The following is a 15099-nucleotide window of genomic DNA, read 5'->3' as shown; positions in this document are numbered from 1 at the left end:
GTATTTCTCCCTCATGTTTGGTACGGGCCGTTGCCGACCGGTAAGTAATATGTAGTATCGTTCGGCCGGGCTGGAAAAGGCGAGTGGCCTTTCCGACAAAACAGAAGACTTCAGGGAGTAGTGGTGAACAACAAGCACATTGCAAGTGCGGTAGTGGCGTTTTCTCTCGCCACGGGCCTATTGACCGGATGCGCCAATACGCCGACGACAACCGCGGCGGCACAGTCCTCCGAGGCATTCGGCAAGAGCATGGCGGAAGCCGACCAGGTCGCGGCAAGCGACAAGGCTGGCGACAAGGAACGCGCCATCGGCATGTACCAGCAGATCGCGACCAAGAACCCCAGCCGCGGGGAACCTTGGTCCCGCATCGCACAGATCCATTTCGCCCAGGGCAACTACAGCCTCGCGATCGTCGCGGCTGAAGAAACACTCAAGCGGGATCCTTCCAACCGGCAAGCCAAGAGCGTCACCGCTGTGGGCGGCCTTCGCCTGGCGGCCCGGTCGCTGGAAGACCTGCGCAAGGACAGCTCGCTGAGCGGCGACACCACGGCCGATGCCCAACGGCTTGCGCAACTGCTGCGCGAGACACTGGGCACCTCGGTGCTGGTTCCCGCCACGGAGCCCGCGCGCGCCACGACGCCGGCGCGCCGGGCACCGCCCCCCAAACCCCCGCGCGCACCTGCCGCTGCGTCGGATGCGCCGTCGACGACCACGTCCGCGCCGGCAACCACCCCCACGACGGCCGTCAAGCCCGTTGCAGTACCTGCCAAGGCCGCGCCCGCTGCGCCACCCGCCGCCCGCTCCGGCAGCGGCAATCCATTCGATGCGTTGAAGTAACTGCGTTCTTGCAGGGAGGAAATCCATGGCTACCAAAAGACAAAGCGTCCAGAAGCGCTTGCAAAAAGTGCGTCCCCCGCGGGTGCAACTGACCTATGACGTCGAGATCGGTGACGGCATCGAGCAGAAGGAACTCCCATTCGTCGTGGGCGTGGTCGCCGACCTGGCCGGCCAGTCACGCGTCGACCAATTGAAGCTGAGGGACCGCAAGTTCGTCAACGTCGACCGCGACAACATCGACGACGTCATGCAGGGCGTGCAACCGCGCGCCGCCTTCCAGGTCGAGAACAAGCTCGACGCGCGTGGCGGCACCTTCGGCGTGGACCTCACCTTCACCTCGATGGACCACTTCTCGCCTGAAGCGGTGGTCGACCAGATCGAGCCGCTGCGAAAGTTGCTCGACGCGCGCACCAAGCTGGCCGACCTGCGCAACAAGATGGCCGGCAACGGCAAGCTGGAAGACCTGCTGGCCGACGTGCTCGGCAACACCGAACAGTTGCAGCGCCTGGGCAAGGACGCTGCGAAGAAGAAGGAAGGCTGAACCGATGAGCGCAGCACAAGCAGCGGCATTCGCCGACAACGCACAGGCCTCCACCAGCCTGCTCGACCAGATCGTCGACCAGAGCAAGGTCGCGAAGTCCGAGTCCGAGCATTCCCGCGCCCGCGACATCATCGGTGAGCTGGTGAGCCAGGTGCTTGACGGCTCCGTCATCGTGTCCGACAACGTCTCGGCAATGATCGACGCCCGCGTGGCGGACCTGGACCGCCTGATCTCGGCCCAGCTGAGCGCGGTGATGCATGCGCCACAGTTCCAGAAGCTCGAAAGCACGTGGCGTGGCCTCGACTACCTGGTCAAGGAAACCCCCACGGGGTCGATGCTCAAAATCAAGGTGATGAACGCTACCAAGCGCGACCTGGTGCGAGACTTCAAGTCCGCCATCGAGTTCGACCAGAGCTCGATGTTCAAGAAGATCTACGAAGAAGAGTTCGGCACCTTCGGCGGTGCGCCCTTCGGCGCGATCATCGGCGACTACGAAGTGACCCGCCAGCCGGAAGACATGTACTTCCTCGAGCAGATGTCGCATGTAGCCGCTGCCGCGCACGCGCCCTTCATCAGCTCCGCGTCGCCCGAGTTGCTGGGGCTTGAATCCTTCTCCGACTTGGGCAAGCCGCGTGACATGGCCAAGGTCTTCGACACGGTTGAATACGCCAAGTGGAAATCCTTTCGCGACTCCGAAGACTCGCGTTATGTCGGCCTGACCTTGCCGCGCTATTTGGGGCGCCTGCCGTACGACCCGAAGGAAGGCACGATCGTCGACAGCTTCAATTTCGTCGAGGATGTCGATGGCACCGACCACTCCAAGTACCTCTGGTGCAATGCGGCCTGGGCCTTTGCCACCCGCCTTACCGCGGCGTTCGATGACTTCGGCTGGTGCGCAGCCATTCGTGGTGTCGAAGGCGGTGGCCTGGTCGAGGACCTGCCCACGCACACCTTCAAGACCGATGCTGGCGATATCGCGCTCAAGTGCCCGACCGAGATCGCGATCACCGACCGTCGCGAAAAGGAACTGAGCGACCTCGGCTTCATCCCACTGGTGCATTGCAAGAACTCCGACTACGCCGCCTTCTTCGGCGCCCAGTCGCTGCAAAAGGCCAAGAAGTACAACACCGACAGTGCCAATGCCAATGCCGTGCTGTCGGCGCAACTCCAGTACATCTTCTCGGTGTCGCGCGTGGCGCACTACCTGAAGGCGATGATGCGCGACAAGATCGGCAGCTTTGCTTCTGCGCAGAGTGTCGAGCAGTTCCTGAACCGCTGGATCTCGCAGTACGTGCTGCTCGATGACAACGCGTCGCAGGAGCAGAAGGCTCAGTTCCCGTTGCGCGAGGCCTCGGTGCAGGTGTCCGAGGTGCCCGGCAAGCCGGGTGTCTACCGTTCGGTCGCGTTCCTGCGGCCGCACTTTCAACTCGATGAATTGTCGATCTCGCTGCGGCTCGTGGCGGATCTTCCCCCGTCCGTCAACAAGTAGGCCGTGGTGGCTTGCCTGTACGGTGTCAGTGTGTTGGTTGTTTCGTAATCAAAAACTTCAGCAGGAGAGGTAAGAGTGAAAGACATTTACGTCAAATTCGGTAGCCCGGCCATCAAGGGCGAGTCGCAGGACAAGGATCACAAGGATTGGATCGAGGTCAACACCTGGCACCACACCATTGTCCAGCCGCGTTCGGCAACCGCTTCCACCGCGGGTGGCCACACCGCAGAGCGCTGCGAACACGGCGAGATGATCTTCACGAAGGACATGGACGTTGTCAGTCCCTTGCTGTACCAGCACGCCTCGGGCGGCAGCACCTTCGATGAAGTCACCATCGAGTTCTACCGTGCCGACGGTGAAGGCAAGCGCGTGAAGTACATGGAGATCAAGCTCAAGTACGTGCTGATCGCCAGCGTGAGCCCGAGCGTCGTCGAAACCGGTGTGCCGAGCGAAACCTTCTCGCTCAAGTACGCGGCTGTTCAGTGGAAGTACATCCAGCAGAAGATCGGCGGCAACCAGGGCGGCAATTCGCAAGGCGCCTGGAGCCTGACCAAGAACGACAAGACCTATTCGGTCTGAGTCTGATCTGCCGGCAAGAACCGCGGCTTTTGCCGCGGTTCTTTTTTGGGTGTGCAGCCTCGCGGCTATCGCCCGAACGCGGGGAAAAACAAAATGACGGGGTTTGAACCCGGCTTGTTCAACAAGCTGTTTGACGACGATCGCCGCGGACCGGCTTCGCCAGCGCTGCGGAACTTTTCGCTGGAGGAGATGAAGAACGCGGTGGCACGGGACCTGGAGACCTTGCTGAACACGCGCATGGTGTTCACGGAGCAGATGCTCACCGGCCTGGACCAATGCAAGAGCTCGGTCCTCACCTACGGGCTCAATGATTTTTCCGGACTCAGCCTGGCAAGTTTCAACGACCGAACCTTCATCTGCAGGTCCATCGAACTGGCGATCGGCCGGCACGAGCCGAGATTGAAGGAGGTCGTGGTGAAGCTCGAACTCGACGGCCAGTCCAACACGAGTGTTCTTTACTTCAGTATCACCGCCTTGCTTACGTTGCCCGCCATGAAGGAGCCAGTGAATTTCGATGCGCTCCTGCAACCGACCACCCTTCAATATTCCGTGACCCGCGGGGCCAGCAAGGCCCGCAACTACCCATAAATCATGGAAGAGTTACTGCCGTTCTACGAGCGCGAGTTGGCGTTCCTGCGCGGTTACTCGCAGGAGTTCGCGGACAACTATCCGAAGATCGCAGCGCGGCTTGCGATGCCTTCGGACAACAGCGAGGATCCGCACGTCGAGCGGATGATCCAGTCCTTCGCGCTGCTGACTTCGCGCATCAGCAAGAAGCTCGACGACGACTATCCCGAGTTCACCGAGGCGCTGCTGGAGATCCTGTATCCGCACTACCTGCGCGCATTCCCGTCGTGCTCGATCGCGCAGTTCGACAGCAGCGAAGCGGTCGCGAAACTGAGCATGGGCGAGACTGTCGAGCGAGGCGCTGTCCTGAAGTCGCGCCCGATGCAAGGCGTGACTTGCTGCTTTCGCACGGCCTACGACGTGACACTGGCGCCGGTGCAGATCGCCGACGCTGTCTTTCATTCGGTCGTCAATCCGCCCTTGCATGTGACGCTGCCGAAGAACGCGACCGCCAGCCTGTCGGTCACGATCGAATTGGTGGGCGAACAGACGTCGTTGCAGAAGCTGGGACTCGATCGCCTGCGCGTGTTCATCGATGCCGAGCCTTCGCTCGCGATGGCACTCGCCGACGCGATGTTCCTGAAGACCGCCGCGGTGTTCGTCGAACCGAATCGCAGCGGCAAGTGGACGCCGGTGAAGGGTGAACTGCTGCATGAGGTCGGTTTCGACGAGGACGATGCGCTCATCGAACTGCCTGCACGCTCACATCCGGCCTACCGCTTGCTGAGCGAATATTTCGCCTTCCCGGAGAAGTTCAACTTCGTGGACATCGACCTGGGCAAGGCGGTGCAGGCCGTCGGTCCTTGCAGGACGGTGACGCTGCACTGGGTGATGCGCAACCTGCGCGCCGACTCGCCGGTGTCGCGCCTGCTGGAGGGCGTGTCTAGCCGCAATCTGCGGCTGGGTTGTACGCCGGTCGTCAACCTGTTCAAGCAGCCGGCCAACCCGATCCGCATCACGCACACGGCGGCGGCTTATCCGGTGCTGGGCGATACCAAGCATGCGTCGGCTTACGAGGTCTACAGCATCGACTCGGTCACGATCGTCAAGGAGACGCCGGGGAACAAGTCCTTCATCGAGTTCCGCCCGTTCTATTCGCTGCACCATGGCGAGCAGCCGAGGGATTCCGAGCACTACTGGTTCGCGCGTCGCAACGAGTTGGTGGCCAGCAAAAGCCCCGGCTACGAGACCGAGATCTCCATCGTCGACATCGACTTCGACCCCGCCGCGCCGGTGACCGAGACGCTCAGCATCGATATCACCTGCACCAACCGCGATGTGCCGAGCGGAATGGCGGTCGGGCTGCCGGGCGGGGACTTGTTCGTGGATGGCAACACGGTCGCGCAAGGCATCCGCCTGCTGCGCCGGCCGACTCGTACGCAACGCGTGGCGCGGGGCAAGGGCGCGCACTGGCGCCTGATCTCGCACCTGTCGCTGAACCATCTGTCGCTGGTCGGCAGCGGCCTGCCTGCGCTCAAGGAAATGCTGCGCCTCTACGACCATGGCCGCACGGCGGTGTCGAGCCGGCAGATCGAGGCGCTGGTCGCCATCGAGCAGAAGCCCGCGACGCAATGGCTGCCGGGAAAACCTTTCGCGACCTTCGTGCGCGGCATCGAGTTGCATATCACGGTCGACGAGGCCGGCTTCGTGGGCAGCAGCCTGCAGGCGTTCGCACGCGTGCTCGATCATTTCTTCGGGCTCTATGTGCACCTGAACAGCTTCACCCAACTGGTGATCCTGTCGTCCTGCGGCAACGAGGAGCTCGTGCGATGCAAGCCACGCAGCGGCGATTCGATCCTGCTGTAATCGAGCAGCTCGAACGCGAGCCCTATCGTTTCGAGTTTTTCCAGGCGGTGCGGCTGCTCGAACTGGCGATGCTGCGCCGGCAGGAGCGCGACGTGCACCAGCGTCTGGTGCCCGGCGACCGCATGGTGCCGCAGCGCATGCGCTTTCGGAGTTCGCTGAACCTGGGCTTTCCGCCGAGCGAGATCGAGGGCTTGCAACTGCGCAATGCCGCGGGCGAGGCAGTGTCGGGCAGCGATTGGGCGAGCTTGCCTCATCCCGAGTCCGATGCCATCGACAAAGTCGAGATCACGCCGGCGTTCTTCGGCATGCTCGGCGGCTCCGGCGCGCTGCCCATCGCCTACACCGAGATCCTGCAGCGGCGCGAGCAGAACCAGCGCGACAGTGCAGCGCGGGCCTTTCTCGATATCTTCACCAACCGCGCCGCCGCGCTGTTCTACGCGGCCTGGCGCAAGTACCGCCTGCCGCTGCACTACGAGCATGAGCGTACGCGCGCCTACCTGCCGGCGTTGCTGGCGCTGTCGGGCCTCGAACACAAGGCGCAGCGGCAGCCGCTGAGCGAAGGTGATGGCCGCGTGTTCGACGAGAGCGTGGCCGGCTACGCAGCCGCGGTGCAGCACCGGCCGATGTCGGCGGTGTTCCTGCAGAGGGTGCTGTCGGACTACTTCAAGAGCCGCATCCGCGTGGAGCAGTTCCTCGGCAAGTGGTATGACGTGCCGGAGTCGCAGATGTCCCAGCTCGGCGGCAACAACATCCAGCTCGGACACACGGCGCTCGCGGGCGTGCGCGTGTGGCAGCGCGACCTGCGCATCCGGCTGTGGATCGGACCCCTCAAGCGCAAGCAGTTTCGCGATTTCTTTCCGGGCAAGGCGCATGCGAAGGCGCTGGAAAAGATGCTTGGGCTGCTGGCCGGTGTGACCGTCGAATACGAAGTGCGGCTGATCCTGGCCAAGGAGGAGGTGCGCTCGGTCACGCTCGACGAGCCGCAGGGCAGTCACCTCGGCTGGGACAGCTTCCTGGCCACGCGCGATGTGCAGCAGGACCGCAGCGACACCTCGTACGAATTGCATCCACTGAACACCTGAACTTCCACAACAAAAGCAATGAGCACATCACTCAAGACGCTGATCACCAAGCTCAATCCTTCTGCGCGCGCCGCGACCGAGCGTGCGGCCAACCTGTGCCTTTCGCGCGGGCACTATGAGGTCGACCTGGAGCATCTGTTTCTCGCGCTGCTGGAGCAGCCGGGCAACGACATCGCGCGCGTGCTGCGGGCCAACCGCATCAGCCCGACGGCGCTGCAGTCCGACCTGGAACGGGAGATCAACACCTTCAAGAACGGCAATACGCGCACGCCGGTGTTCTCGACCTACCTGCAGAAGTTGTTCCAGCATGCCTGGCTGCTGGCCTCGCTCGATGCGCATGTGACGGCGATCCGGTCCGGGCATCTGCTGTTGGCGCTGCTGACCGAGCCGGACCTGTCGCAGCTTGCGCAACGCGGCTCCCCGCTGTTCGCCAAGGTCCGGCTGGAAGACCTGAAGCACGACTTCGACAAGATCACCGATGGCTCTGATGAGGCGGCCGATGCGAGCGCCGCGCGCTCTTCCGAGCATGCGCCGGTCGCCGAACCCGACCCGGGCGCGCAGCCAGGCAAGACCCCGGCATTGGACCAGTTCACCACCAGTCTCACGCAGCGCGCGCGCGACGGTGCGCTCGACCCGGTGATTGGTCGCGATGCCGAGATCCGACAGGTGGTCGACATCCTCATGCGGCGCCGGCAGAACAACCCCATCCTGACCGGCGAGGCTGGTGTCGGCAAGACCGCGGTGGTCGAAGGTCTGGCGCTGCGGATTGCCGCGAACGATGTGCCGAAGGTGCTGCAAGGCGTGGAAGTGCATACCCTCGACATGGGGCTGCTGCAGGCGGGTGCGAGCGTGAAGGGCGAGTTCGAGAACCGGTTGAAGAATGTCATCGCCGAGGTCAAGAAGAGCCCGCACCCGATCATCCTGTTCATCGACGAGGCGCACACGATGATCGGCGCGGGCGGGCAAGCCGGCCAGAATGATGCGGCCAACCTGCTGAAGCCCGCGCTGGCGCGCGGCGAGCTGCGCACTATCGCGGCGACGACTTGGGGAGAGTACAAAAAATACTTCGAGAAGGACGCGGCGCTGGCGCGTCGCTTCCAGGTGGTGAAGGTCGAGGAGCCGAGCGAAGCGCTGGCCTCGGCGATGCTGCGCGGCATCGTGCCGTTGATGGAGAAGCACTTCAACATCCGCGTGCTGGACGAGGCGATCACCGAGGCGGTGCGACTGTCCCATCGCTACATCAGCGGTCGGCAACTGCCGGACAAGGCAGTGGGGGTGCTGGACACGGCGTGCGCGAAGGTTGCCCTGGGGCAGAGTGCGACGCCGGCGTTGATTGAGGAGGCGCGCAAGGCTATCGATCGGCTTGATGCGGAGACGGCTGCGCTCAATCGCGACACTGTGGCGGGTGGCCGGCATGGGGGGCGACTGGCCGAGCTGGCGGAACAGAAGGCGGCAGCGCAGACGTCGCTGGTGGAGTACGAAGCCAAGCTCAAGAAGGAAGGCGAACTGGTCGAGCGGATCAGGGTCTTGTGTGCGGAACGCGAGGCAGCGCCTGTTGCTGCGGCACCCGCGGAGGCGAATGAGAAGGCCGCTGAAAAAGTGACTGCCCCGAAGTCTTCTGCTCGCGGCAAGAAGGCCGCAGCCGGCGCGGCGCCAAGTCAACTCGACGCACTTCTCGCCGAACTCCGAGCGCTGCAGGGCGAAACGCCCATGGTCCCATTGCAGGTCGACGGCCACGTGGTCGCGGAGATCGTTTCGGCGTGGACAGGCATCCCGCTCGGCCGCATGGTGAAGGACGAGATCCGCACCGTGCGCAACCTCGACAAGCTGCTCGGTGAGCGCGTCATCGGCCAGGACCATGCGCTGGCGGCCGTGGCCCAGCGCGTGCGAACTGCAAGTGCCCGCCTGGAAGACCCGAACAAGCCGCGCGGCGTGTTCATGTTCGTCGGGCCGTCCGGCGTCGGCAAGACCGAGACGGCGCTGGCGCTGGCCGACATCCTCTACGGCGGCGAGAAGAAGCTCATCACCATCAACATGAGCGAATACCAGGAGGCGCACAGCGTGTCGGGCCTCAAGGGCTCACCGCCCGGCTATGTCGGCTACGGCGAGGGCGGCGTGCTGACCGAGGCGGTGCGCCGCGCGCCCTACAGCGTGGTGCTGCTCGACGAGGTCGAGAAGGCGCATCCCGACGTGATGGAAATGTTCTTCCAAGTCTTCGACAAGGGGATGATGGACGACGCCGAAGGGCGCGAGATCGACTTCCGCAACACGCTGATCATCCTCACCTCGAACATCGGCTCGCCGCAGATCATGCAGGCCTGCCTCAACAAGTCCGGCGACGAACTGCCCGCGCCCGATGCGCTTGCGGACACATTGCGCCCGGCGCTGATGAAGTCCTTCAAGCCGGCCTTCCTCGGGCGGCTGAAGGTCGCGCCGTTCTATCCGATCACCGATGAAGTGCTGGTGCAGATCATCGAATTGAAGCTGGGCCGCATCCGCGACCGCATCGCGGTGAACCACAAGGCGGTCTTCGAGTGGGACGCGTCGCTGGTCGAGGCGGTGCTGGCGCGGTGCACCGAGGTGGATTCGGGTGCGCGCAATGTCGACCACATCCTCAACGGCACCTTGCTGCCGGAGATCGCCGAGGCAGTGCTGACGCGCATGGCGGATGAGGCGCAGATCGGGAGGATCAAGGTGAGTTCGGCGAAGAACGGCGACTTCAAGTACAAGATTTCCTGAACGCGCGGGGACCGGGCAGGAGGCAATGCAACATAGACTTGAGCGCGTGTCTTGATGGCGCTCGAGGCCTTCAGTGATGAGTGAGAGAACAGGGAGAGAACAACAAATGTTCGTGAGTCCATTCCAGGTTGGCAGCCTGCTGCGCGCAGGCTTCGAGCAGCGCCACCGGCTGCTGGTGCTGCACACGCCACTCGGCCCCGATCGACTGCTGGCCGAGACACTCGAAGCCACGGAGTCCATCGACAACGGTGGCTTCCGCCTCGAGCTCACCGCGCTTTGCGACGACGCCCACATTCCCCTCAAGCGCCTGATGGGCCAGGCTGTGCGCCTGGACCTGCAGACCGCGCAAAGCCGCACCGAGCTACGCCCCTTCCACGGCCACGTCACCCAGGCCACGCTCGTTTCCAGCAACGGTGGCTTCGCGCGCTACGGCCTGGTTATCGAACCGTGGTTCAGCTTCCTGCAATGGCGCCAGGACAGCTACCTGTTCCAGGACATGAGCGTCTTCGACATCGTCGAGGCGGTCTTCGCCGACTATCAGGCCCAAGGCCAGCTCAACCCCCAATGGTGCTGGGACATCGCCGACCGCAGCGTCTACCCGCAGCGCGGCATTACCACCCAGTACAACGAAAGCGACCTGGCCTTCGTCACGCGCCTGCTGGCCGAGGAGGGCCTGTACTACTGGTTCGAGCACGAGGCCGCCAACGGCGACAGCCTCGGCCAGCACACCCTGGTCATCGCCGATCACCCCGGTGCGCTCAAACCCAACGCCCAACCCGAGGCCCGCTTCCACCGCGCCGACGCGAGCGAAGCCGAGGACAGCATCCTGCAATGGCACGCCTGCCGCCAGTTGCAGACCAACAGCTTGAGCCAGGTGAGCTGGGACTACAAGTCCGTCAGCGCGCGCCCGCTGCAGGACGCAAGCAACCATGCCAACAGCCTGCGCCATCGCACCACGCTGAACTGGGCCGGCGACCCCGGCCACTACGCCTGGGAAACCAGCAGGCAGGGCGCACGCCGCCTGCGCAACGCCCTCGAGGCGCTGGAACTGCGCAACAAGACCTTCGAGGGCGAAGGCACCGTACGCACCCTGAGCCCCGCGAGCACATTCACGCTGACCCAGCACCCGGTGCACGACCGCGACGGCGCGGAAGACCGGTGCTTCGCGGTGCTGAGCGTGCGCCACATTGCGCGCAACAACCTCGATGAAGACCTGCAGCGCGCGGCTGATGCAGAGCTCGGCGCCTCCGACTTGGCGCAGGAACTGCGGCCCGTTGCCGATGTGGGCAACGACGCCAAGGCCAACAAGATCCGTCCGGCCAAGGCCACGAGCGAAGCCGTCCCCCACTACCGCAACCACTTCAGCGCCGTACGCGCCGCTATCCCCTACCGCCCCCTGACCTTGGACGGCCAGGGCCGTGCCATCCACTCCAAGCCCACCATCCGCGGCAGCCAGACCGCCATCGTCATCGGTGACGGCAACGTCATCCACACCGACCGCGACCATCGCATCAAGGTGCAATTCCATTGGCAGCGCGGCGCGGGCTCCAGCAGCCGCCTCGCGCATCCGGCCGGCGACAACAACGCCCCCGCCAGCCACCAGCTCGGCGCCTGGGTGCGCATGGCCAACGCCATGGCCGGCACCAACTGGGGCCAAGCCGGCCCGCCGCGCAGTGGACAGGAAGTACTGGTCGACTACCTGCATGGCGACATCGACCGCCCCGTGGTCGTCGGCGCGCTCTACAACGGCCAGGGCGCACCCGACGCCCAGTACAACCAGAAGCAATCGGGCGCAGCCAACGCCACCGGCAGCGCCCCCGCCTGGTTCGCCGGCCAGGAGGGCGAACACGCTCACAACGCCGTCTACAGCGGCATCAAGACCCAGGAGATGCGCGCCAGCCAGAGTGGCACCGGCGGCTACAACCAACTCGTCTTCGATGACACCCCGCAGCAAAGCCGCCTGGCCCTGGCCACCACCCAGGCCGCGAGCCGCCTGCACCTGGGCCACCACAAGCAGCAGAACGACAACCAGCGCGGCAAGGACCGTGGCCACGGCGCCGAGCTGGCCACCACCGCCCAAGGCGCGATCCGCGCAGGATCGGGTTTGCTCGTCAGCGCCTACGCGCAACCCAACGCCACCGGCCCCTTCATGGCCAGCCGCGAGGCGCAGAACCAGACCACGCAGGCGCGCGAACTCGCGGAATCCCTCGCCGAAAGCGCCCAGACCCAGAAGGCCATGCTCAAGGGCGAGGCCAAGCCCGACAAGCTGGAGCCGATTGAAGGCCTCAGGCACGTGGCCAAGGTACTGGGGACGAACGAAGGCGGTTCAGGCGCGGACAGCGATGGCGCTGGCGACGGTGACATCAAGGCCACAGGCGGCGGCCAAGGCAGCGTGACCGCGTGGAGCGAGCCGCACCTGCAACTCACCGCGCCGATGGGCATCGCCATCGCCACGCCCAAGGAGGCGGTGATCGTGAGCGGCCAGACCAGCACCGTCGTTGCCAACGAGGACATCGACCTGATGGCCCAAGGCCAGGCGGCCATCGCCGTCGCCAAGGGCGTGAGCCTGTACACGGTGGGCACGAAGCCCAAGGGCGAGGAGCCGAACACCGAACGCGGCATCAGCCTGCACGCGGCCAGCGGCAAGGTGAAGCTGCAAAGCCAGGACGGCGCCACGAAGATCGCAGCGGACAAGAAAGTGACGATCGCCAGCGTGACCAGGGAGATCGAGGTCGAGGCGCCTACGCATGTGCTGCTGACGGTGGGCGGGGCCTACTTGAAGCTGGAACGCAGCAGCATCAAGATCCATGCGCCGGGGAAGGTGATGTTTCATGGGATGCACAGCATGACTTCGCCAATGGGGGATAGCAGTAGCAATTCGGTGGGGAGGGGCGCACTCAAGGGGTGCGCAACGCAGGAAGCCGAAGCCGCGAGCGCCGGAAGCGGTTCTGTGTCACGTTGAAGCTGGCAATGCAAAGTCTGGATCCGTCATTGCTCAGTGAGGGCGATGCGCTCCCCGCGCCGTCACGGGAGTTGGTTACGCTTTGCCACGAACTGATGCTCCACGCCGACATCGACAGCGGGCGGCCGCGTCGGGCGTATCTCCTGCTTGACCGCTGGCAAGCCAATCCGCTGGCGAGTGCCTTTGAGGCTCGTTACCCCGAGCAAGCGGCGGCACGCTGCGCGGTGCCAGACCCTATGTTCAAAGGCCGTGAACACGATGCACCGTGTCTCGTGCAACTGCCTGACGATTCGTGGCATAGGGAGCCAGGCGGCGCGTCGGCGCAAGTCTTTGCTCAAGAATGGCTGGCCGGTCTGCTCGGCGTTGCATGGGATGCATCGTTGCAGCGCTTGTCCCGGCAACACTTCTGCGCCGTTCTTCTCAGCAAGGCCGGCCCGAAGGCCATCAGCCGGCATCTGGCGCGCTTGGGTGACCAATGGCCCGAAGGCGCCAGCACGCTTCGCCTGTTTCGCTATCACGACGCGCGCGTCATGCAGCGAGTGTGGCCGACACTCGCGCCCGCCCAGCAGCGTTGCTGGCTTGGCCCGATCGACCAATGGTGGGCACTGCGCCAGCCGTGGGGAGCGTGGACGCTCGAGGAAGACGACGAACGCGCGCGTTGGCAAGTGCGTTGGTTCGGCCCGAACGAAGCGCCGCCGAAGTCGCCATCACAACTCGATATCCGTCGTCTGTTCAATGCGACGCAGTGGGCCATGGCGCACGTTGCGCCCGTGGGCAATAGGGTGTGGGCGCGATGTGCACAGAGAGGCATTGCGGTCCAGAACCAGCCCGACGGTGAAGCGATGGACCGATTGCTCAAGCAGGGCATTGCGTCTCGTCTGTCAGACGAGGACCTCGAAAACTTCGTGTGGCGCGGTTGGCAAATAGAAAAGAGTGAGGGAGAAAAATGACGTGCGAAACACCGTGCAAGAACTGCAATCGCAAGGGCTTGCCGATTCTGTTCACGCGCTACGCTGCGGCCTACAGCGCGCAGCAAAAGGGCATGGATGCGCTGGCGGCCTTGAAGCCTGCGCACCCCTTGCAGACGACGCCCGGCAAGGTGGCGATGAAGACTGCGCTATACAACCTGCGCATGCTGCGCGCGGGCTACCTGTATGTTCATATTGAACGAGACGCTGACCGTTGCTTTGCTGATGAGTGGAAAGGCTATGTCGTCCACCCTCACGGGTACTTGACCGAGTTCGATCTGTCTACGCCGGGCGACGCGATGCCGTTGGTTGCCTGCTCACGCGACGCAGCGCTGCAGGCCAACAGGAGCATGGTGTGGGTCAAGGACGCCAAGGAAGTCAAGAAGCTCTGGTACATGTTTAACCCCGACCCGGTCGATCACAAGCACCTGTTCAATGTGATTGCGAAAGACCTGCCCAAGTACATGCAGAGCTTCGATGTGGCCGGATGGACGGGCGGGAGTACGAATCAGAAGGACACCGTGGAGCCAAACAAATTGGACAGCCAAGTGGTTGAGTTTTCGGCACTTTCGAGTCCAGCGTTGCGCAGCGCTTGCGAGCCCTTGATGTACGGCCTCATGGGTTCCAATGCGCAGGAGCGCGGCTGGGGTGATTACGAAACCCAACGGGCGACTCCGCAACTTGACATGGCCAGCGGAGCCGCCACTGGCTTCGAAGAAATGTACACGATCACGGTCAAACAGCCGGATTTCGCTATCGCACACGGTGCGCGGCTGAGGAAGGTGGCCGAGTTCCTCAAAACTGGGAAGGGGGCCGTGGCGGCTTGCGAGGATGCCATTGGAATTGCACAGGAACTGGGGCACCTTCAGTCGGAGGCGCACACGACTTACGCGCACTGGCAAAGTCAACAAGCCGAGGGAGGTTTTGCCAAGGGCGTCAATAACGAGTGGGTTCTGCAAACAGTGGTTAGCGCGCAGAGTCTGCAGGAACTGGTCAAAAAAGGTGCAATGGCTCGCAACGATGCTGAACTCGAAAGATTGCGGCATCGCTACAAGCAGGCTGGCAACCCTTTTTCTGAAGGCGATACCCGGCGCGAAGCAGAGCAGGAGCGCCGAGATGCTGAGTTCGCGCGTCAACAGAAGCTGGCGCAAGACGCGGCCAACAAGGCGGGCGACGCGCAGTTTGCGAGACTGTTTGACCAATCCAGCGCGAAGACTTTTGTTGACGGTGCGCACCAACCTGCCTACGAAAAAGTCGAAGCCTTGCGCGCAGCAATTGGCGAAGACCAAGGAAAGTGGTTGACTGCCGAAGCGCTGCTCGCGGTCATGGGTCGCTACAGCGACAAAGATACCCACGTCGTGTCTGTCCGGTCTTCCCCGTCGCTTGACGACGGAGAAGCGGCGTGTCAGTCAGATGTCGATGACCCGCCGCAGGTGTCCGTAGGACACGCTCCAGGAGGCCTCTCCCGT

At 63.8% G+C, this 15099-nt stretch carries 11 protein-coding genes; all 11 read left to right on the top strand.

The genetic code is table 11. From position 1 onward, the window contains the following. Positions 1–123 precede the first annotated feature (123 nt). Positions 124–837 (top strand): tetratricopeptide repeat protein, encoded by a 714-nt coding sequence (locus WKW79_RS21965; protein ID WP_340337332.1) that lies wholly within the window; start codon positions 124–126, stop codon positions 835–837. A 25-nt stretch (positions 838–862) separates the two neighbouring features. Then, complete coding sequence (gene tssB / locus WKW79_RS21960) at positions 863–1378, top strand: type VI secretion system contractile sheath small subunit (RefSeq protein ID WP_340337331.1); 516 nt, start codon at positions 863–865, stop codon at positions 1376–1378. 4 nt (positions 1379–1382) lie between these two features. Next, complete coding sequence (gene tssC / locus WKW79_RS21955) at positions 1383–2867, top strand: type VI secretion system contractile sheath large subunit (RefSeq protein ID WP_340337330.1); 1485 nt, start codon at positions 1383–1385, stop codon at positions 2865–2867. Positions 2868–2942: 75 nt separating this feature from the next. Then, a complete protein-coding gene (locus WKW79_RS21950) occupies positions 2943–3446 on the top strand; it encodes an Hcp family type VI secretion system effector (protein WP_340337329.1) in 504 nt (167 codons plus the stop codon). A gap of 93 nt (positions 3447–3539) precedes the next feature. After that, positions 3540–4034 carry a type VI secretion system baseplate subunit TssE gene (gene tssE / locus WKW79_RS21945; RefSeq protein ID WP_340337328.1) on the top strand — a complete coding sequence of 165 codons (495 nt, stop codon included), beginning with the start codon at positions 3540–3542 and terminating at the stop codon, positions 4032–4034. A gap of 3 nt (positions 4035–4037) precedes the next feature. After that, entirely contained in the window at positions 4038–5879 is a 1842-nt protein-coding gene (gene tssF, locus WKW79_RS21940; protein WP_340337327.1) for a type VI secretion system baseplate subunit TssF, read from the top strand. Next, positions 5843–6961: a type VI secretion system baseplate subunit TssG gene (gene tssG, locus WKW79_RS21935; protein WP_340337326.1), complete on the top strand. Its 1119-nt coding sequence runs from the start codon at positions 5843–5845 to the stop codon at positions 6959–6961. The genes tssF and tssG overlap by 37 nt, the downstream gene beginning before the upstream one ends. 18 nt (positions 6962–6979) lie before the next feature. Then, complete coding sequence (gene tssH, locus WKW79_RS21930) at positions 6980–9700, top strand: type VI secretion system ATPase TssH (protein ID WP_340337325.1); 2721 nt, start codon at positions 6980–6982, stop codon at positions 9698–9700. Positions 9701–9806: 106 nt separating this feature from the next. Then, complete coding sequence (locus WKW79_RS21925) at positions 9807–12662, top strand: type VI secretion system Vgr family protein (protein WP_340337324.1); 2856 nt, start codon at positions 9807–9809, stop codon at positions 12660–12662. An 8-nt stretch (positions 12663–12670) separates the two neighbouring features. After that, positions 12671–13612 carry a DUF4123 domain-containing protein gene (locus tag WKW79_RS21920; protein WP_340337323.1) on the top strand — a complete coding sequence of 314 codons (942 nt, stop codon included), beginning with the start codon at positions 12671–12673 and terminating at the stop codon, positions 13610–13612. Continuing rightward, positions 13609–15099, top strand: a 1491-nt coding sequence (locus WKW79_RS21915; RefSeq protein WP_340337322.1) for a T6SS effector BTH_I2691 family protein, incomplete at its 3' end; no start/stop codon positions are given. The genes WKW79_RS21920 and WKW79_RS21915, both read left to right, overlap by 4 nt.

The sequence above is a fragment of the Variovorax robiniae genome (genome assembly GCF_037889955.1).
GTDB classification, from domain to species: Bacteria; Pseudomonadota; Gammaproteobacteria; order Burkholderiales; family Burkholderiaceae_C; genus Variovorax; species Variovorax robiniae.
This window is presented reverse-complemented; position numbering and strand designations above follow the sequence as displayed.

What these genes read in the sequence shown, in the direction of transcription:
- tssB (WP_340337331.1), top strand. Translation starts at nt 863, where the DNA reads ATGGCTACCAAAAGACAAAGCGTCCAGAAGCGCTTGCAAAAAGTGCGT.
- tssC (WP_340337330.1), top strand. Translation starts at nt 1,383, where the DNA reads ATGAGCGCAGCACAAGCAGCGGCATTCGCCGACAACGCACAGGCCTCC.
- tssE (WP_340337328.1), top strand. Translation starts at nt 3,540, where the DNA reads ATGACGGGGTTTGAACCCGGCTTGTTCAACAAGCTGTTTGACGACGAT.
- tssF (WP_340337327.1), top strand. Translation starts at nt 4,038, where the DNA reads ATGGAAGAGTTACTGCCGTTCTACGAGCGCGAGTTGGCGTTCCTGCGC.
- tssG (WP_340337326.1), top strand. Translation starts at nt 5,843, where the DNA reads ATGCAAGCCACGCAGCGGCGATTCGATCCTGCTGTAATCGAGCAGCTC.
- tssH (WP_340337325.1), top strand. Translation starts at nt 6,980, where the DNA reads ATGAGCACATCACTCAAGACGCTGATCACCAAGCTCAATCCTTCTGCG.
- WKW79_RS21925 (WP_340337324.1), top strand. Translation starts at nt 9,807, where the DNA reads ATGTTCGTGAGTCCATTCCAGGTTGGCAGCCTGCTGCGCGCAGGCTTC.
- WKW79_RS21920 (WP_340337323.1), top strand. Translation starts at nt 12,671, where the DNA reads ATGCAAAGTCTGGATCCGTCATTGCTCAGTGAGGGCGATGCGCTCCCC.